Origin of the sequence: Micromonospora sp. NPDC047670, assembly GCF_043204915.1 — a bacterium.
Taxonomy (GTDB): domain Bacteria; phylum Actinomycetota; class Actinomycetes; order Mycobacteriales; family Micromonosporaceae; genus Micromonospora.
Window position 1 is genome coordinate 139070 of sequence record NZ_JBIDDA010000013.1, and the last position, 18119, is coordinate 157188.

Annotated in this window: 16 protein-coding genes; 9 read left to right on the forward strand and 7 right to left on the reverse strand. The window is 74.9% G+C overall.

The window, feature by feature from the left end; all coding sequences use genetic code 11:
* Positions 1-60 precede the first annotated feature (60 nt).
* The 3 genes from ACGF7U_RS25885 to ACGF7U_RS25895 all read left to right on the forward strand — a co-directional run bounded on the left by ACGF7U_RS25885 (position 61) and on the right by ACGF7U_RS25895 (position 3583).
* Complete coding sequence (locus tag ACGF7U_RS25885) at positions 61-1371, forward strand: cation:proton antiporter (RefSeq protein WP_393110845.1); 1311 nt, start codon at positions 61-63, stop codon at positions 1369-1371.
* Between the two features lie 150 nt (positions 1372-1521).
* Positions 1522-2136 carry a GNAT family N-acetyltransferase gene (locus ACGF7U_RS25890; protein WP_393110847.1) on the forward strand — a complete coding sequence of 205 codons (615 nt, stop codon included), beginning with the start codon at positions 1522-1524 and terminating at the stop codon, positions 2134-2136.
* A gap of 28 nt (positions 2137-2164) precedes the next feature.
* Positions 2165-3583, forward strand: coding sequence for an RtcB family protein (locus ACGF7U_RS25895; RefSeq protein WP_393110849.1), 1419 nt, complete (start codon positions 2165-2167; stop codon positions 3581-3583).
* A gap of 9 nt (positions 3584-3592) precedes the next feature.
* Here the strand turns inward: ACGF7U_RS25895 and ACGF7U_RS25900 are convergent, their stop codons facing one another.
* Complete coding sequence (locus tag ACGF7U_RS25900) at positions 3593-4021, reverse strand: archease (protein ID WP_393110851.1); 429 nt, start codon at positions 4019-4021, stop codon at positions 3593-3595.
* Between the two features lie 180 nt (positions 4022-4201).
* Positions 4202-5755 carry an LLM class flavin-dependent oxidoreductase gene (locus ACGF7U_RS25905; protein WP_393110853.1) on the reverse strand — a complete coding sequence of 518 codons (1554 nt, stop codon included), beginning with the start codon at positions 5753-5755 and terminating at the stop codon, positions 4202-4204.
* A 389-nt stretch (positions 5756-6144) separates the two neighbouring features.
* On the opposite strand from ACGF7U_RS25905, the gene ACGF7U_RS25910 reads away from it, so the two are divergent.
* Positions 6145-8184, forward strand: a complete 2040-nt coding sequence (locus ACGF7U_RS25910) for a hypothetical protein (protein ID WP_393110855.1) — start codon at positions 6145-6147, stop codon at positions 8182-8184.
* A 69-nt stretch (positions 8185-8253) separates the two neighbouring features.
* On the opposite strand, the gene ACGF7U_RS25915 is transcribed toward ACGF7U_RS25910, so the two are convergent.
* The gene (locus ACGF7U_RS25915; RefSeq protein ID WP_393110857.1) at positions 8254-10176 is read right to left on the reverse strand and encodes a hypothetical protein; all 1923 of its coding nucleotides are present in this window, start codon (positions 10174-10176) and stop codon (positions 8254-8256) included.
* 204 nt (positions 10177-10380) lie between these two features.
* On the opposite strand from ACGF7U_RS25915, the gene ACGF7U_RS25920 reads away from it, so the two are divergent.
* From ACGF7U_RS25920 to ACGF7U_RS25935, 4 genes are all read left to right on the forward strand, one after another.
* Positions 10381-12618 carry a hypothetical protein gene (locus ACGF7U_RS25920; RefSeq protein WP_393110859.1) on the forward strand — a complete coding sequence of 746 codons (2238 nt, stop codon included), beginning with the start codon at positions 10381-10383 and terminating at the stop codon, positions 12616-12618.
* 75 nt (positions 12619-12693) lie between these two features.
* Entirely contained in the window at positions 12694-13062 is a 369-nt protein-coding gene (locus ACGF7U_RS25925; RefSeq protein ID WP_393110861.1) for a hypothetical protein, read from the forward strand.
* Between the two features lie 32 nt (positions 13063-13094).
* Positions 13095-13697, forward strand: a complete 603-nt coding sequence (locus ACGF7U_RS25930) for an MBL fold metallo-hydrolase (RefSeq protein WP_393110863.1) — start codon at positions 13095-13097, stop codon at positions 13695-13697.
* Positions 13698-13802: 105 nt separating this feature from the next.
* On the forward strand, positions 13803-14021 hold the full coding sequence (locus tag ACGF7U_RS25935) for a hypothetical protein (RefSeq protein WP_393110865.1): 219 nt from the start codon (positions 13803-13805) through the stop codon (positions 14019-14021).
* A gap of 273 nt (positions 14022-14294) precedes the next feature.
* Here ACGF7U_RS25935 and ACGF7U_RS25940 read toward each other — a convergent pair whose 3' ends face one another.
* Positions 14295-14987, reverse strand: a complete 693-nt coding sequence (locus ACGF7U_RS25940) for a B3/4 domain-containing protein (RefSeq protein WP_393110866.1) — start codon at positions 14985-14987, stop codon at positions 14295-14297.
* Positions 14988-15000: 13 nt separating this feature from the next.
* On the reverse strand, positions 15001-15612 hold the full coding sequence (locus tag ACGF7U_RS25945; protein ID WP_393110868.1) for a LysE family translocator: 612 nt from the start codon (positions 15610-15612) through the stop codon (positions 15001-15003).
* A 65-nt stretch (positions 15613-15677) separates the two neighbouring features.
* Between ACGF7U_RS25945 and ACGF7U_RS25950 the strand changes: the two genes are divergently transcribed.
* Positions 15678-17219, forward strand: a complete 1542-nt coding sequence (locus ACGF7U_RS25950) for a PLP-dependent aminotransferase family protein (protein WP_393110870.1) — start codon at positions 15678-15680, stop codon at positions 17217-17219.
* Positions 17220-17251: 32 nt separating this feature from the next.
* Here ACGF7U_RS25950 and ACGF7U_RS25955 read toward each other — a convergent pair whose 3' ends face one another.
* Complete coding sequence (locus ACGF7U_RS25955) at positions 17252-17734, reverse strand: SRPBCC family protein (protein WP_393110872.1); 483 nt, start codon at positions 17732-17734, stop codon at positions 17252-17254.
* Positions 17731-18093, reverse strand: a complete 363-nt coding sequence (locus tag ACGF7U_RS25960; protein ID WP_393110874.1) for an ArsR/SmtB family transcription factor — start codon at positions 18091-18093, stop codon at positions 17731-17733. Before ACGF7U_RS25960 ends, ACGF7U_RS25955 begins: the two co-directional genes overlap by 4 nt.
* Positions 18094-18119: the final 26 nt, after the last annotated feature.

Here is an 18119-nt window from a genome sequence, read left to right on the forward strand (position 1 = left end):
GTGGAGCGCCGGGAAGTCTGGTCGGCACCGTGATGACCCGCGCCCTCGGAAGGTCTCCCCGTGCTGCTGCTCTCCTTCGCCGCCGTCCTGCTGGCCGCCGTCCTCGTGTCGGCGCTGGCCCACCGCACCATCCTGTCCACGGCGGCGCTGTTCCTGGTCGCCGGCTTCCTGCTGGGCGAGGACACCACCGGCGTGCTGCATCTGCGGGCCGACTCGCCCATCGTGGCCGAGTTGGCGGAGCTGGCCCTGTTCGCCGTGCTGTTCACCGACGGCATGCGGGTGGGCTGGGCCGACCTGCGCTCGGCGTGGCGGCTGCCCGGACGGGCGTTGGGCTGGGGCCTGCCGCTGACCCTGCTGGTTACGGCGGTGCTGGCGCACTACGTGGCCGGTCTGGACTGGCCGGAGGCGCTGCTGGTCGGGGCCGTCCTCGCCCCGACCGATCCGGTGTTCGCCGCCGCGCTCGTCGGCAACGACAAGGTTCCGGCGCGGTTGCGGCACCTGCTCAACGTGGAGTCCGGCGTCAACGACGGCCTGGCCCTGCCGTTCGTGGTGGTGCTCCTGGCGGTGGCGGCCGGTTCGGACGACCTGCACCTGGGGGAGCTGACCGGAGAGCTTGCGGTCGGGCTGCTGATCGGGGTCCTGGTGCCGCTGCTGGCGATCGCGTTGGAACGGACGCGCTGGTTCGCCGCGTCGACGGCGTACGCCCCGTTGAACGGCGTGGCGATCGGCCTGCTGGTGCTGGCGCTGGGCAAGGCCACCCACGGCAACCTGTTCCTGGCCGCGTTCGCCGCCGGGATCACCGTGGCCACCTTCGGGCCGCGGCAGCGGTCGGCGTTCGAGCACTTCGGGGAGAACGTCGCCGAGCTGCTGAAGCTGGCCGCGCTGCTGGTGTTCGGGGCCCTGATCTCGGTGGAGTTCCTCGGGGAGATCTCCTGGACGGGTTGGGTGTTCGCCGTGCTGGCGATCGTGGTCGCCCGGCCGGTCGCGCTGTGGATCTCGTTCCTCGGGTCGGGACTGGGCCTGCGGGAGCAGGCCGCCGCCATGTGGTTCGGGCCGAAGGGCTTCGCCTCGGTGGTCTACGGGCTGCTGGTGCTGGAGTCCGGCATCGCCGCCGGCGACGAGGTGTTCCACCTGGTCGCCCTGACGATCGTCATCTCCATCCTGGCGCACTCCTCGACCGACGTCGTGGTGGCCCGGGCCTTCGACGACGCCCGCGAGGCGCCGGCCTGGCACGGGGTGCTGCACCGGATCCGCCGGGTCCGGCGGTCGGCGGCCCCGCCGGCGCGGCCTGGCGACCGCGCGGCGGTCACCGCCAGCCGGCCGCCCGAGGCATCGGCCACCGGGGACGGGGCCGGCGAGGAGCGGGCCTGAGCGGCGGGCCGCCGGGATCCGGTCTCGGCGGCGGCGACCTGCCCGGATCCGTCGCCGTCGAGCGGGCCTGACCCGAAAATCCCGCGCGCCGGTCGAGGCGCCGTGCGATGCTTGCGCGCCGCGCGACCAAGCATCCCCGGGGAGGACAGCATGGAGTTCGAGGTACGCCGGATCGGGCCGGAGTCGACCGCCGCGGCGGCGGCCGTGCTCGCCGACGCCTTCGACGGGTACCCCTGGATGGCCTGGACGGTCGCGGCCGACCGGCACCGGGAGCGGCTGGAGGCCATGTTCGCGGGCACCGTCGAGGCCGTCGGGCTGCCCTACGGTGACGTCTGGGCGGCGGTCGACCCGGCCGGCCAGCCGGCGGCGGTGGCGGTCTGGCTGCGTCCGGACCGGCCGGTGCCGGACGAGGTCTGGGCCGGCGTCGCGGCGCGCAACGCCGAACTGGCCGGCGACCGGCACGCGGCGCTGCGCGACGCCGACGCGGCCTGCGCCTCGCTGCGGTCGGCCGAGCCGGCGTTCCTGCTCGCCACCGTCGGCGTGCGCCGCGTCGACCAGAGTCGGGGGCTCGGCGCCCGGGTGCTGCGGCCCGGCCTGGCCGAGGCCGACCGGGCCGGCCTGCCGGCGGCGCTGGAGACCTCGTCGGAGCCGAACGTGCGGTTCTACCGCCGGCTGGGTTTCGACGTCACCGGCCGGGCGCGGGTGCCCGACGGCGGCCCCGACGTCTGGGCGATGCGGCGGCCGGCCGCCGGCGAGCGGGTGTAAGGGCCGCCCGTCCGGGTAGCCGCCGGGAATGGAGCTGGTCGAGGAGTCGCCGTACCGCTTCCGGATCGACCGGCACGACCCGATGCGGGTGCCCGGGGTGGTGTTCGCGTCCCGGTCGCTGCTGCCCGACGCCGGGGCGGACAAGTCGCTGGAGCAGGTGGCGAACGTCGCCACGCTGCCCGGCATCGTCGACGCCTCGTACGCCATGCCCGACGTGCACTGGGGCTACGGCTTCCCGATCGGCGGCGTGGCCGCCACCGACGTCGCACACGGCGGGGTGGTCTCGCCCGGCGGGGTGGGCTTCGACATCTCCTGCGGCGTCCGGCTGCTCGCCGCCGACATCGACCGCGACGGGCTGCGGCCCCGGCTGGACGCGCTGATGGACGGGCTGGGCGAGGCCACCCCCCGGGGGATGGGCAAGGGCGCCGTGTGGCACCTGTCGAAGCGCTCGGAACTCGACGCGGTGCTGCGCGGCGGCTCCCGGTACGCGGTCGAGCGCGGCTTCGGCGTCGAACGGGACCTCCAGCGGTGCGAGGACTACGGCGCGGTCGGCAACGCCAACCCGGCCGAGGTCAGCGAGCGGGCCATCGAGCGCGGCGCGCGCCAGGTCGGCAGCCTGGGCTCGGGCAACCACTTCCTGGAGGTGCAGGCCGTCGAGGAGGTGTACGACGACGCCACCGCGACCGCCTTCGGGCTGCGCCCCGGTCAGGTCTGCGTGATGATCCACTGTGGGTCCCGGGGGCTGGGCCACCAGATCTGCACCGACTACGTCCGCAAGATGGAGAAGGTGATGACCCGGCACGGCATCCACGTGCCCGACCGGCAGCTCGCCTGCGCCCCGGTCTCCTCCCACGAGGGCCGCGCCTACCTGGGCGCGATGGCCGCCGCCGCCAACTACGCCCGCGCGAACCGGCAACTGCTCGCCGACGCCGCCCGGAAGGTCTTCGCCCGGGTGACCGGCAGCCGGCTGGAGCTGGTCTACGACATCTCGCACAACCTGGCCAAGATCGAGGACCACGACGTCGACGGCGAGCGGCGCGCGCTCTGCGTGCACCGCAAGGGCGCCACCCGGGCGCTGCCGCCGGGCCACGCCGACCTGCCCGACGGCCTGCGCGACGTGGGCCAGCCGGTGCTCATTCCCGGCTCCATGGGCACCGGCTCGTACGTGCTCACCGGCGTGCCGGGCGCGCCCGCGTTCGCCTCCACCTGTCACGGCGCCGGCCGGGTGCAGAGCCGCAAGCAGGCCGTGAAGGCCGAACGCGGCCTGGACCCGCGCGGCCAGCTGGAGGCGCAGGACATCGCGGTGCGCGGCGCGTCCCGGCGTGGCCTGGCCGAGGAGATGCCCGCCGCGTACAAGGACATCTCGGCCGTGGTGGCGGCCGCCGAGGGAGCCGGGCTGTGCCGGAAGGTGGCCCGGCTGGCGCCGATCGGCGTGGTGAAGGGCTGAGCCGGCGGCTCAGACGTCGAGGGTCACCGCGCAGGACCAGCCCTCGCCGTCGCGGCCGAAGCGCAGTTCGTGCAGGGAGACGGCCTTCGGCACCGCGCCGACCAGCTCGACGGCGTCGGTGCCCGCCGTGCGCCAGCGCACCGTCAGGCCGCCGGCGCCGTCGTCGGCCACCTCGGTGCGCAGCGGCAGCTCGTCCTCCGTCTCCATCCGGAAGATCACCTCGTCGAGTACGCCCACCAGTTGGTCCTCGTCGTCGCCGGCCGGCGCGTGGAACTCCCGCCACGCGCCGGGGCGCGCCCCGCCGGGGTCGACGAACGTCCCGACCAGCGCGGCGACGGCCTCGGCCACGCACTCCTCCCGGGTCGGCGCCCACGCCTCGACGCGCACGTCGGCGGTGTGCGGCACGCAGCGGTGCCCACGCTCCGGTCGTCCGTCCATGCCCCGATCATCCGGCACCGGGGCGCCGCGCACCGGCGGTCGGCGCAGGCCGTGCCGGGGCCGACGCGGGCGGGGCGGGCGGTGGCGGGCTCGGCGCGGGCCGCGGCGGGGCCGTCGCGGGCACAGCGGGCCGAGGCGGGCCCGGTGCGGGCCGAGGCGGGCCCAGCGGGCCGTGGCGGCTCAGTGCAGGCCGAGGCGGGCGATGGGTTCGACGAGCTCGCGTTCCTCGTAGGCGAGGTGGGACAGCAGCGTGTCGCCGAGCAGGTCGACCGCCGCGCGCAGCTCGGCCATCCCGTCGGAGACGGAGACGAACGCGACGAGGGCGCGGTCGACCCGCTCCAGGACGTCGTGGATGGCGTGGTGCTCCTGCTCCAGCCGGTCGAGCACCGGCGCGAGGCGGGGGTCGCCGGCGCGCAGGTGCGGGAAGATGCCCCGGTCCTCCAGGGTGTGGTGGGTGGTGACCACCCGGCAGTACGACTCGCAGTAGGTGCCCAGCGTCCACTTGTTCTGCCGGATGGTCATGGTGTTGATGTGCGAGCGCGCGGTGCCCGCGTCGACCAGCCCGGCGCCCACCTGCTCGACGAGGTCGTACAGGCGCGCCAGTTCGGCACGCAGCCCGTCGTGCACGTCGACGAGGTGCTGCGCGTTGGCCTGGTCGTGCGGCGGGTAGGCGCGCTCGGGGTCGGGCGCGGGGCCGGTGGGCCGGGTGCTCTCGTCCCAGACGCGGATCGCGCTGCGGCGTACGCCGTCGTCGGGCGTCGGGACGACGGCGAAGGCCCCGGCGGCCGGGCGCGGTTGCGCGGCCGGCTCCCCGCGGGCGGGGACCGGCCCGGGCGCGGTGGCGGCGGTACGCTCGGCGGCCACGAGGTCGCGTACGGCCGGGGCGACCTCGGCGGCGAAGCGCCGCAGGTCCTCGGGGTCGTCGCTGCCCAGGATGAACGTGCTGATGCCGTCGCTGAGCGCCAGGCCGGCCAGTTCCTCCGCCCACTGCCCGGCGGGGCCCTGCAACGGGCCGCGGCCGACCGGGGCGAAGCGGCCGGTCACGTTGAGCAGCCGGCGTACGTCGCCGGGCGATCGGCCCGCCTCCCGGGCCGCCTCGTCGATGACGGCGTTGCCCCGGGCGAGGTCGCCGGGTTGGAGGTAGCCCAGCGACGGCAGCCACCCGTCGGCGAGCCGGCCGGTCAGCGCCAGCATGCGCGGCTTGTACGCGCCGAGCCAGATGTCCACGTCGTGGGCCGGCGCGGGACCCCGCTTCGCGCCGACGATCCGGTGGAACTCACCGTCGACGCGGACGCCGCCGCGCGCGTCGACGTCCCAGACCTGGCGGATGACGTCGATCGCCTCCTCCAGCGCGCGTACGCCCTGCCCGGGCGAGAGCCGGCGCCCGCCCATCGCCTCGATGGCCTCCCAGAACGCACCGGCGCCCAGGCCGAGCTCGACCCGGCCGCCGCTGAGCAGGTCGAGGCTCGCCACGCTGCGGGCGAGGACGGCCGGCGGGCGCAGCGGCAGGTTCGTGACGTTCGCGGCCAGCCGCACGGTGCCGGTCCGGGCGGCCACGAAGCTCATCAGCGTCCAGGTGTCGAGGAACGCCGGCTGGTAGGGGTGGTCCTGGAAGGTGACGAGGTCGAAGCCGAGCTGCTCGGCCAGGACGGCGAAGCCCACCACCCGCTCGGGGTCGGCGTTGCCGGGCGTCAGGAACGACCCGAAGGTCAACGGGTGCCCGTAGTCGCCCATGTCCGCCTCTTCCCCCTGTTCCGCGGCGGTGCCGAGCCGCCCGGCAGATCGTATGCCGGGCTTGGACGCCGGCCGCGCCGACCGGCGATCTCCGCCGACGAGGCGCGGTCCGGGAGACGCCGAGCGTGCTGCCGGACCGGCCTCGTCGGGCCGCCCGGCCGTGGGATCCCGACCGCCGGCCGCGAGGGCCGTTGACGGCGATGGATGGGCCCCATAGGGTCCTTACGGACCGGACCGTTATGTGGTCGCGGGAGGCGTGTCCTCGTCGCCAGACGGAGACAGCGGGGGCGCACCGCACAGGAGAGAATCCCCCGACGCAGTTCCGGATCTGACCGATACGGCTCGGCCGCCGGCTCCGCCGGCGGTCGCGGGAAGAGGAGCAGGCGCTGATGACGAACCGCCGCACGTTGATCCGCTACGCCGCCGCCCTCGCGGTGGCACCGGCCGTCCCCGCCGCCTGGCCCGCGCGTCCCGCGTCGGCGGACCAGGCCGCGCCCGGGGTGACCGTCGACCCCTTCGGCATCCCGCTGCGCGACGTCCTGCTCATCGGCGGGACCGTCGCCCCCGGGCCGGACGGGACACCGGTGCTGTGGTCGGCGGTCTCCGGTGAGCCGGCCCGGCTCGCCGCGATCGACCCGGCGACCGGCCGGACGGTCTCCGACCAGGAACTCACCGGCGCGCCCGGCTCGTACGCGGTGGCCGCCGCCCCCGACGGCACCGTCTACGTCGGCGCGTACAACACCGGCGACCTGTACCGCCGTCGGCCCGGCCCGGACAGCCCGGTGGAGAACCTCGGCCGGCCGCTGCCGTCGGAGACGTACATCTGGCAGATCGCCGTGGACGACGCGGGCGTGGTGTACGGCGGCACCTTCCCCGGCGCGCGGGTCTTCTCCCGCGACCCGGCCACCGGGGCGATCCGGGACTACGGCCAGGTGCTCCCCGGCGCGCAGTACGTCCGCAGCCTCGCCGTCACCGCCGACAAGATCTACGCCGGCACCCAGCCGGACGCCCACGTCTTCGAGATCGACAAGGCCACCGGGGAACGCCGCGAACTGCCGCTGCCCGACGGGCTCGGCACCGGCGCCGGTCAGACGGTGTACGACCTGAACGCCCACGACGGGCGGGTCTACGCCCGGTTCGGCTCCGCCATCAACGGCCGGCTCGGCGTCTACGACATCGCCGCCCGGCGGTGGACGGACCTGATCGCCGACGTCGCCGGCCTGGACGTCTCCGCGCCCGGCCCCGGCGGCCTGGTCTACCTCACCCGCGCCGGCCGGCTCACCGGCTACCACCCGGGCACCCGCGCGTTCGCCGACACCCCGCTGGTCTTCCCCGGCCGGGTGGTCAACAACCGGGGCATCGGCTGGGTCACCCTCGCCGACCGCGACTGGCCGGGCCGCACGCTGGTCGGGCTGCTCTGGCGCGGCGACATGTTCCGCTGGAACCCGGTGACCGGCCGCGCCGACGTGGTGCCGACGGACGTGCCCGGCGAGCCGATCCCGATCGCGGCGCTGCACGTCGGCCCGACCGGCACCGTCTGGGTCGGCGGCTACCTCAACGGCGGCCTCGCCCGGGTCGACCCGGACACCGGGGTGTCGACCTTCCAGCGCTTCGCTCAGGTGGAGAGCGTCCTGGAGACCGGCGGCCTGGTCTGGCTCGGTGCCTATCCGGACTCCCGGCTCTACCGGTACGACCCGGCGCAGCCGTGGAGCAGCCCCGAGTACTCGCCCGGCCTGCCCGGCAGCCCCGACAACCCCGTCAAGCTGCTCGACCTGAAGGCCGCCGACCAGGTGCGGGCGCGGGCGCTGACCGACGCGGGGGAGAAGGTCGCCTACGGCACCATGCCCAACACCACCCTCGGCGGGGCGCTGGCCATCGTGGACAAGACGACCGGCGCGGCCCGCGTGCACCGGCCGGTGGTGACCGACCAGTCGATCGTGAGCCTGGCCCACGTCAACGGCCTGATCGTGGGCGGCACCTCGATCGACGGCGGGTACAGCGTGCCGCGGCCCACCCAGACTGAGGCGCGGCTGTTCGGCTGGGACGTCGCGACCGACGCCCCGGCGTTCGAGTTCGTCCCGGTGCCGGGCGCGCGGGCGATCCCGGCGCTGGCGGTGGACCGCTCGGGCCTGCTCTGGGGGCTGGCCGGCGGGCAGCTCTTCGCCGTCGACCTGGCCGCCCGCGCGGTGGTGCGGCGCATCACCCTCGCCCCCGGGGTGTCCGACAGCCGCGGCAGGCTGGGCTACGACGCCACGCGCCACCTGCTGTACGCGCTGGTCGGCGGAGGGCTGCTCGTCCAGGCCGACCCGGCCGCCGGCACGACGCGGCAACTGCTGGACCAGCCGGCGGAGTTCCTCGCCGTGCACCCGGACGGCCGGCTCTTCCTCGGGTCCGGCGAGCACCTGCACCGGGTCACCGTGGCGGGCTGACCGGGGCGGACGCGAAGCGGGCCGGTGATCCCAGCGGGAGCACCGGCCCGCCGCGCTCCGTAGGGGCGCCTAGAGCTGGACGCGGACCAGGTTGCGGCCGCGCAGCGCGTAGAGCGCCGAACCGTCCGGGGCGGCGGTGAGCAGGGCCCCGCCGCCGTACCACTGGGCGTTCAGGCCGGTGACGAACGGGGTGACCGTCATCGTCGCCGGGTCGAGCTTCCAGACGTCCCTGCCGTTGGTGCCGTAGATCGTGGACCCGACCTGGACCAGGGTGCTCTGCCCCGGGGCGACGGTGGTGCGCGACACGACCTCGCGGGTGCGCCGGTCGACGGCGAAGAGCACGCCGGTCTCGGTGAGGCCGATGACCCGGTCGCCGGTGGTGACCAGGTCGACGATCTGCTTGGCGCCCGCCACCGGGGTGATCTCCCAGCTCTTCGTCCTGGTGGCCAGGTCGAAGCCGGCGAGTCGGGCCTCGGTGGCCCGGGGCGTCGTGCCGAAGCCGCCGTTGACGCTGCTGCCCAGGTAGGCGGTGCCGTGCTTCACGGCCACCGACCGGATCGACTGGTCGGCGACGACGTCGCGGTGCACGTCCAGGTCCCCGGTGCGGGGGTCGTAGAGGCTGACGGCGCCGCCGTAGCGGCCGTAGTCCGGTTCGGTGCCGACGACGAGCAGGTTGTCGGCGGGGGACCAGGTCGCGTCGAGCGGCCGGGTCTGCTCCGCGCCGATCGCGGTGACCCGGCGCGGGTCGCCGTCGGGCGTCATCCGGAACAGGTACGCCAGCGTGTAGACCGACATCCAGATCTCGCCGGCGAGCGGCGTCATGGCCTTCGCCTCGCCCGGCAGGAAACGGCGGGTGGAGGTGCCCGCCGCCAGGTCGTGCACCTGCACGCCGGCCTTGCCCGAGACGTACGCCCGGGAGCCGTCGGTGGCGATCGCCATGGCCAGCTCCGGAGCCGGCGGCATGCCGGCCTGGGTGAGGTCGACGCCGGTCAGCTCGCCGGTCTCGAGGTCGTAGGTGACCACGGTGTTGGTCACCACGCCGCGCAGCTGGTCGCCGGTGACGAAGATGCGGCCGAAGGACGCGCCGTCGTAGGGCACGGCGAGGGTGCTGAGCTGCCCGGTGTCCCGGTCGTAGCGGCGCAGGGTGCCGGAGGGGCGGGTGCCGAGGTAGACGTCGTTGCGCGCCGGATCGACGGCGATGGCGGTGATGAAGCTGTCGGGCGTCTGCACCACCTCGTACCTCGACGGGTCGGTGGTGTCGATCAGCAGCATCGTGCCGGTGGGGGAGAGGGCGGCGGCGAGCAGGCCGTTCTCCAGGGTGAGGGTGCCGACGAAGGTGCGGTCGGCGTACTCGGGCGGCAGGATCTCCCGCTTCGCGCCGGTGGCCCGGTCGATCGCGATCAGGTGGGCGTGCGCCCCGACGCCGGCGTAGATGGTGGTCGCGTCGATGGCGATGCTGCGCACGTACTGCTCGCCGGGGACCGCGACGCCGTAGTCGCGGGTGACGCCGGTGACCGGGTCGTAGGAGAAGACCCGCCCACCGGGGTAGGTGCCGCCGTAGACGACGCCGTCGGGCGCGGTGTCCAGGGCCCAGATGTACCGGTCCGGGGAGACGTCCGCGACCTTGGTGACCTCGGTTCCGGTGGTGTCGATCCGGTACAGGTCGCCCGGCTCGTAGGTGCCGACGTACAGGTCGGTGCCGACGGAGGTGGTGGCCCAGGCGCCGCCGCCGGAGGGCAGCTCGTAGCGCTGGTTCACCCTCTGCTCGGCCAGGTCGTAGCCGCCCACCACAATCGGGGTGACGCCGCCGGTCGCGGTGTAGATCGTCCCGTCGATCAGCTCGGAGCCGTTGACCGAGGTGACCTCGGAGGCGGGCCCGAGGTCGGTGACGGCACCGGGCGGGGGCGCCTCGGCGCGGGCGGGCCCCGCCGGGACCGCCAGGGTGGCGGCGGCCAGCAGCAGGGCCGCGGTGAGCGCGGTACGTCGCAACACGACCTCCAGGATTCACGTTTCGGTCAGGTCTCTAACCGGCACAGCCCACCACGCGGATCGCGCCGCGTCGAGCCCTGTGGCCCCACTTCGGTCACGTGGAGCGGACATCCATCCGCGCCTCTGGAATTCCGGCCACCACCGTAATAGGGTGCCCGCATCGTCGAACGTGGAGGTCGCACCTTGTCGCCGTTACGTCGTCCCCTCGTGCCCGCCGTCGCCCTGTCGCTCGCCGTCGCCCTGCTGCCCGCCCCCGCCGCGGCCGAGCCGGCCGCCCCCGTTCCCGGTGCCGTCACGGATTTCGGGGTCCAGCAGACCGCCCTGACCGTGTTCGAGGCCCACTACGGCACCGGCGCCGGCGGCCGCCGAGTCGTCTACGGGGTGCAGATGGGCTCGCCCGGGGTGCTCAGCGTGACCGACCCGGTGACCCGCGAACTGCTCGACACCGCCTACCTGCCCGACTCCTCCGGCGCCTGGGGCATCACCCAGACCGCCGACGGCACCGTGTACGCGGGCAGCTACCCGAACGCCCACCTCTACTCGTACGACCCGGACACCCGGGCCACCGTGGACCTCGGCGCGCCGGTGCCGGGGCAGACCGTCCTCTACGGCCTGCGTCCCGGCGCCAACGGCCGGGTCTACGGCGGCACCTACCCCGGAGCGCACGTCTTCTCCTACGCCCCCGGCGAGGGCTTCCGCGACCACGGCCGGATGTACGCCGGCGAGCAGTACGTCGTCGACGTGGCGGTGGATCCCACGCGCGACGTCCTCTGGGCGGCCGTCGGCACCGCCGGTCATCTCGTCCGCCTCGACCTGACCACCGGGGAGAAGCGCGACATCTGGCCGGAGGCGCTGCGCGGCGACGCCAACTACCCGTACGACATCAACCTCGTCGGCGGGAAGCTCTTCGTCAAGCGCAACAAGCTCCAGGGACTCGTCCTCGACCCCGACACCGGCGCCGTCCTGGCCGACGGCTTCACCATGGGCTCGCGGGGCACCTCGCCGCTCGCCCCGGACGGCCGGTCGGTCTACTTCACCTCGGGCAACGACCTCTGGCGCTACGACCTGCCGACCGACACCGCCGGGCCGGTGCGCGACGCCGCGGGTGCGCCGGTGCGCAGCGACGGGGCGGGCATCGGGTTCGGCTTCCTGGACGGCCAGCTCCACGCCGTCGTCGGCAACTACGGCGGGCAGGCGCTGCGGTACGACCCGGTTACCGGTGCCAGCGAGCGCTACCGGCTGCCGTTCCCGCCGCAGGCGCTGGACATCAACAACATCACCGCCGGGCCGGACGGTCGCATCTGGACAAACCTCTACATCAACGGCAACCTCGCTGTGCTCGACCCGGCCACCGGCGCCGCCGCCAACATCGGCCGGCTCGGGCAGGCCGACGGATTCGGCTGGCACGGCGGCAAGATGTACCAGGGCGTCTACCCGTACGGCGGGGTGCTCGTCTACGACCCGGCCCAGCCGTACCGCCTCGGCACGAACCCGCGCGAGCTGTTCCGGCTGCAACCCGAGGGCCAGAACCGCCCGATCGCCTTCGCCTCCGCCGGCAGCCGGATCTACGTCGGCAGCACGCCCGACTACGGCCTCTGGGGCGGCGCGCTGACCGTGTACGACACCGCGACCGGCGCCCGCGTCACGCGCCGCGACATCGTCGCGGACCAGGGCGTGATCAGCCTGGCCGTGGTCGGCGACCGGCTCTGGGCCGGCACGACCGTCAGCGGTGGTGGGGGCACCGCGCCGCGGGCCGCCGAGGCGAAGGTGTTCACCGCCGACCTGACGACCGGCGAGAAGACGGCCGAGTACACCCCCGTGCCGGGTGCCGACGCGATCACCTCGGTCGTCGCCGGACCGGACGGCATGGTCTGGGGGCTCGCCGACGGCGAGGTCTTCGTGCTCGACCCGGCGACCGGCGCGGTGACGCACCGCTTCGACGTGCCGGGCGGCTACTCCGGAGTGGCCGACGAACTGGTGGTCAGCGCCGCCGACGAGCACGTCTACGCCGCCCTCGACGGCTACCTGCTCAAGATCGACCCACTGTCGAAGGCGGTGCGGGTGATCCGGGACGCGCAGACCTACCGGCTGACCCAGGACGGTCGGGGCGACCTGTGGTTCCGCAACGGGGTCAAGGCGCCCAACCGGGCGGTCCAGTACGGCTCGCACCTGCTGCGCTACGTGCCCGAGGCGGACGCCTGCCCCCGCTCGGACCTGCGCCCTGACGTGTACGCGGGCACCGGGACCGCGGTGCCCAACCGGTACGCCGACAACGGGTGCACGGTCAACGACCTGATCCGCGACGAGGCGCGCTGGGACAGCCACGGCGCGTTCCTCGCGCACGTCGCCGCGGTCACGGAGGAGCTCGTGCGGTCCGGGCTGCTGGACGACGCCGAGCAGGACGCGATCGTGGCGGCCGCCGCGAAGTCCCCGGTCGGCCGGTAGGCGGGGCCGCCCGCCCGCGTCCGCCGACCACACCGGACACGACCGGGTGTCACAGGCTGCCGCTACCCTGCGGGCATGATCATGGACGACGCGGACGCGACCACCGTACGGTTCCTCCGGATGATGCGGGCCGCCCTGCGGGAGGAGAAGCCCGGCGAGGACACCCTGGGCCGCACGGTCGAGCTGGCCCGGGCGTGGGGCACGAGCGAGGCGGCGGACGCCCGGCTGCGCGCGGCGCTGCGGCGGCTGCACGGCGAGGCCCCGGATCCCGACGATCCCCGGCAGGTCGCCGACGAGTGCGCCGACCTCGACCCGGACGGTGTCCCGGATCCGGGCGCGGCGGCGCGGGGCCGGGCGATCGGCCGGTTCGCCGCGAACGCCCGCCGGCTGCGCGAGGGTGAGATCGGCCCCGCCGAGTTCGACCAGGCGGTCGGGGAGGGCTGACGGTTTTGCACCGCCCGACGTACGGTCGGGCGGTGCGGATCACCAAGTTCACCCACTCCTGCGTCCGTTTGGAGCACGACGGCGGCGTGCTGGTCATCGATCCCGGCACGTGGAGCGAGCCACGCGCCCTGGCCGGCGCGGACGCCGTGCTGGTCACCCACGAGCACACCGACCACGTCGACGTGCTCCGGCTGGCCGGCCTCGGGGTGCCGGTCTTCGCGCCCGAGGGCGCGGCGCTGCCCGACCTGGTCCCGCTGCCCGTGACCCGGGTGCGCGCCGGGCAGCGGTTCACCGCCGCGGGCCTCGCCGTGACGGCGCTCGGCGGCCGGCACGCCAGCATCCACGGTGGCCGGCCCGACTGCGCCAACCTGGGCTACCTCGTCGCCGACGAGGTCTACCACCCGGGGGACTCGCTGCACCCGCCGGACCGGCCGGTGCGGACCCTGCTCGTCCCGGCCCAGGCGTCCTGGTTGAAGCTCACCGAGGCGATCGACTTCGCCCGCGCCGCCGGGGCGCAGCGGGTGTTCCCGATCCACGACGCCCAGCTCAACGAGCGCGGGCTGGCCAGCGTGAACGGTTGGTTCACCGAGACCGTGCCCGGCTACCGCTTCCTGGCGGCGGGGGAGTCCGCCTGACCGGTGCCGCCGTGGGCGTGTCGAAGAGCCCGTCGAGGGTGTCGGTCCGGTAAAGGCGACGCGGGCGCTGTGCCGTCCGCGGCCGAATTGCTATACGGTCGGCGGGTGAGGGTCGAGAAGCACTGGTGGAACGGCGACACGTCCCAGCGTGGGCGCCGGGACGTGTACATCCGCACGGACGGGCAACGCTGGGACGTACAGGTGCAGATCGGCGGCGCGTCCGGCCGCTCCCGGGTGCAGGAGTGCCCCGGACGGGCCTCGGCGGTCATCCTCGCCGGTGCCTGGCGCGGAAATCACCCGGCCTGGCGCGAGTTGCCGAGCTGACGCGCGGCTGAGCGGCGGCTGTTCGGTCACGTCGGGCGCGGTCGGCCAGCACGTCGCCGTCACCCCTCGGGTCGGGCTGGCTACGCTCGATCCGTCGACGGGTCGGCAGGGCGGCATGGGCGGCGAGAACGTTCCCACGGTGATGCCGATGGCGGACACGGTCGGCCTGTCCTGCCGAGGGCGGGCACGCCGGTCGGGGCGCCCCCGCTCCCGGCCGACGTGCCGGCCGACTCGTCGAACATCTGACCGTCCCTCCGAGCGGAGCCCGGGCGCTCAGAACTCGACGCGCGGAGCGGCCGGGCTCAGCAGGGCGCTTCGGCACGGCGCGGACCAACCGCGCCGCAGCTCGCGGCCGATCGCGTCGAGCACGACGGGCACGTCCCGTTCCGCCCCCTCGTGCATGGCCTCGACCACCACCAGGACGGTCGCGGTGTCCTCGCGCACCGCCGACCAGCCGCTCTGCCGGTTGGTCCAGCGCCGGGCGTGCGCCCGCCCCCGGGGGTCCGCGAAGATCACCTCGCCCGGGTCCGGGTGCTCCTCGGCGCCGGCGAAGGTCAGGTAGCGCTCGTCGCCCCGCGCCGGCCGCACCTCGATTCCGCCGCCGATCCGCGGCACGTCGAGGATGCCGACCGGGACGGCGTACGCGGCGGACACGGCGTTGCCCAGGTCGACCAGCGGATGCACCTCGGGCAGGCCCCCCTCGGTGCGCAGCCGCCGCAGCAGCGACTCCGCCGCGCACCGGTACCTCGTCGGAGCCAGCCCCATCCGGGAGAACGCCCGCCGCCATGCCTGGATCTCCGGGAAGCTCGCCTCGGTGCCGCCGGACAGCCGGTCCCGGGCCACCGCGTGCAGGTCGCCCAGCGGCAGCCCGGCGCGGGGCGGGCCGCCGACGCCCTCGGCGTACAGGATCCCGGCGACGAGCCCGGGGTGTGCGGCCCAGACCTCGGGGGAGTGCTGGAAGTACACGGTCGCCTCCTCCTCAGGCCTCGGCGCGGGCCAGCAGCAGCCCGAGCGCGACGAACGAGCCGGCGAAGCCGCGGCGCAGCCAGCGGGTGACCGCCGGCCGGGCCAGCACCCGGTCGCGGACGGTGCCGGCGAGAATCCCGTACGCGGCGAACACCGCGAAGGTGATCAGCATGAACACCGCGCCCAGCCCGAGCATCCGGGTGACCTGGTCCGGCTCGTCCGCGCGGACGAACTGCGGCAGGAACGCGACGAAGAAGAGGGTCAGCTTCGGGTTGAGCAGATTCGACAGCACCGCCACCCCGATCACCCGGGCGGCCGACGGTGCGGGCTCCGGCGCGTCGACCGTGAACCCGCTCCGGTCCCGCCACGTCACCCACGCCAGGTAGAGCAGGTAGGCGACCCCGACGTACTTGAGCACCTGGAACGCCGCCGCGTTGGAGCGCAGCAGCGCGGCCAGGCCGGTGACGGCCGCCGCCAGGTGCGGGGCGACCCCCAGCGTGCAGCCGGCGGCGGCGAGCAGCCCCGCGCGGGCACCCCGGCTCAACCCGGCGGCGAGCGTGTAGAGCGTGCCGGTGCCGGGGGTGGCGGCCACGACGAGCGAGGTGATCAGGAAAGCGACGGTCATCGTCGTCCTCTCGGGGAGTTGGGCGGGTGTGGCGACGCCTCCCACTCTGCTGCCAGGATGGTCCGGTGAGCAGAGCCAAACCAGACTCATCCGACCGGTCCATAACCGCCGGGTCGGACTTCCTGCACCTCGACATCGCGGACGCGCCGCCCGGTCGCCGCGCCGACTGGCTCGCCGACCAGCTCCGGCGGGCCGTCGCCGACGGACGGCTTCCCGTCGGCGGTCGCCTGCCCGCCACCCGGGTGCTCGCCGCCGACCTCGGCGTCTCCCGGGGCGTCGTCGTGGAGGCGTACCAGCGGATGGTGGAGGACGGCCACGTCGCCGGCCGGGGGCGCGCGGGCACCGTGGTCGTGGCCGCGCCGGCGGCAGCGCCCGCGCCGCCGGGCCCGGCCGCCGCGCCCCCGCCGGCGGCGCTCTTCCCGCCCGCGCCGGGCACCGGGATCTTCGACGCCGTGCGCACGGCGCCCGCGCGGATCGACCTCACGCCCGGCGTACCCGATCTGGCGGCCTTTCCCCGGGCGGACTGGCTGCGCGCCGAGCGGACCGTGCTGCGACACCTTGCCGCGCCGGACTTCGGCTACGGCGACCCGCGTGGCGCGCCCGCGCTGCGGCGGGCCGTCGCGGCCTGGCTGGCCCGCAGCCGGGGAATCGCCGTCGACCCCGCCGAGGTGATCGTGACGACGGGCGTCTCCCAGGCGCTGGGGCTGCTGGCCCAGGCCCTACGCCCGCACGGCGTCGACACCGTCGCCGTGGAGGACCCGGGCTCGCTCGGCGTGCGGCAACACCTGAACAACTGGCGCGTCACCACCCCGCCGGTGGCGGTCGACGCCGCGGGACTGCGGGTCGACGAGCTGGCCGCGAGCGGCGCGCCGGCGGTGATGGTGACCCCGGCACACCAGTTCCCGACCGGGGTGGTCCTCGACGGCGACCGTCGCCGCCAGCTCGCGGCGTGGGCCCGGGCCGGCGGGCTGGTCATCGAGGACGACTACGACGCCGAGCATCGCTACGACCGACCCCCGGTGCCCGCCCTGCGCGCCATGCTGCCCGACCACGTCTGCTACGCCGGCAGCGTGTCGAAGTTGCTCGCGCCGGCCCTGCGGATCGGCTGGCTGCTGGTTCCGCCGCGCCACCGCGACGCGGTGGTCGACGCCAAACGCAACGCCGACCTGGGCAACGCGGTGCTGCCGCAACTGGTGCTGGCCGAGCTGATGGCCTCGGGCGCGCTGGAGCGGCAGCTGCGGCTGCTGCGGCGACGGCACGTGCGGCGGCGCGACGCGATGGTCGCCGCCATCGTCCGGAACGTGCCGGGGGCGACGGTGCAGGGGGCGGCGGCCGGGCTGCACCTGACGGTCACGCTGGACGGCACGGTGGCGGACACGGAGGTGGCGGCGGCCGCGTTGGAGCGCGGGGTGAAGGTGCAGCCGCTGTCGTGGCACTGCCAGCGCCCGCACCCGCCGGGGCTGGTCCTCGGCTACGCGGCCAACACGGTGTCGGACATCGAGGAGGGCGTGGGCGTGCTCGCCGCCGTGCTGGCCGGCCGGCGCGGTGCCGCCTCGGCCCGGCTAGTAGGAAAGGCGTCGTCGCCGTCGCGGTGCGGGGGCGGGTGACCGGCCTGCCGGTCACCCGCCCGTCGCGTCCGTCAGAGGGCCTTCGTGACCTCGACCAGTTGGTCCAGCGCCGCGCCCCAGCCCTCGACGAAGCCCATCTCCTCGTGCGACTTCTTCGCCGCGGCGTCGGCGTGGATCGCCGTGGCGGTGTACTTCGTGCCGTTGCCGGCCGGCTCCAGACTGACCACCGCGGTGAACGCGAAGTCGTCCCCGGCGGGCTGGGGACGGAAGTCGGGGCCCAGCGCGGAGGTGAAGACCAGCGTCCTGTTCTCCTCGGCCACCAGGATGCAGCCGGTGCTCGGGTACTCCTCGCCCTCCGGCGAGCGCATGACGGTGTGGAACCTGCCGCCGGGGCGCAGGTCGATCTCGCAGGACGAGGTCGACCAGGGCTTCGGGGCGAACCACTTCACGAGCAGCTCGGGCGTGGTCCAGGCCTTCCAGACCAGCTCGGGCGCGACGTCGACGGTGCGCTCCAGGACGAGGTCGAGCTTCGGGTCCGGGGTGTACGCGGTCATTTCTGCTGCTCCTTCAGGTCGTAGAGAAGTGCGTCCAGTTGATCGAGGCGCCGGGTCCACAGTGCGCGCCGCCCGGCGAGCCAGGTGTCCACGCGGTCGAGCGGCTCGGGCGCGAGCCGGTAGGTGCGCACCCGTCCCTGCTTCTCCGACGTCACCAGCCCGGCGCGCTCGAGGACGCGCAGGTGCTGGGTGAACGACGGCAGTGCCATGTCGAACGGGCCGGCCAGCTCGCTGGTCGTCGCCGGCCCCTGGCTGAGGCGTTCGACGACCCGGCGGCGGGTGGGGTCCGACAGCGCGTGGAAGACGTCGTCCAGCTCCGCGCCGACCTCCCCAGCTCCGTCACCAGATCGCTTAGGCATGTACCTAAGTATGCGGGCGGACAAAG

Coding starts and splice junctions, on each gene's coding strand:
- ACGF7U_RS25890 (WP_393110847.1), top strand. CDS start 1,522: ATGGAGTTCGAGGTACGCCGGATCGGGCCGGAGTCGACCGCCGCGGCG.
- ACGF7U_RS25895 (WP_393110849.1), top strand. CDS start 2,165: ATGGAGCTGGTCGAGGAGTCGCCGTACCGCTTCCGGATCGACCGGCAC.
- ACGF7U_RS25900 (WP_393110851.1), bottom strand. CDS start 4,021: ATGGACGGACGACCGGAGCGTGGGCACCGCTGCGTGCCGCACACCGCC.
- ACGF7U_RS25905 (WP_393110853.1), bottom strand. CDS start 5,755: ATGGGCGACTACGGGCACCCGTTGACCTTCGGGTCGTTCCTGACGCCC.
- ACGF7U_RS25910 (WP_393110855.1), top strand. CDS start 6,145: ATGACGAACCGCCGCACGTTGATCCGCTACGCCGCCGCCCTCGCGGTG.
- ACGF7U_RS25925 (WP_393110861.1), top strand. CDS start 12,694: ATGATCATGGACGACGCGGACGCGACCACCGTACGGTTCCTCCGGATG.
- ACGF7U_RS25945 (WP_393110868.1), bottom strand. CDS start 15,612: ATGACCGTCGCTTTCCTGATCACCTCGCTCGTCGTGGCCGCCACCCCC.
- ACGF7U_RS25955 (WP_393110872.1), bottom strand. CDS start 17,734: ATGACCGCGTACACCCCGGACCCGAAGCTCGACCTCGTCCTGGAGCGC.
- ACGF7U_RS25960 (WP_393110874.1), bottom strand. CDS start 18,093: ATGCCTAAGCGATCTGGTGACGGAGCTGGGGAGGTCGGCGCGGAGCTG.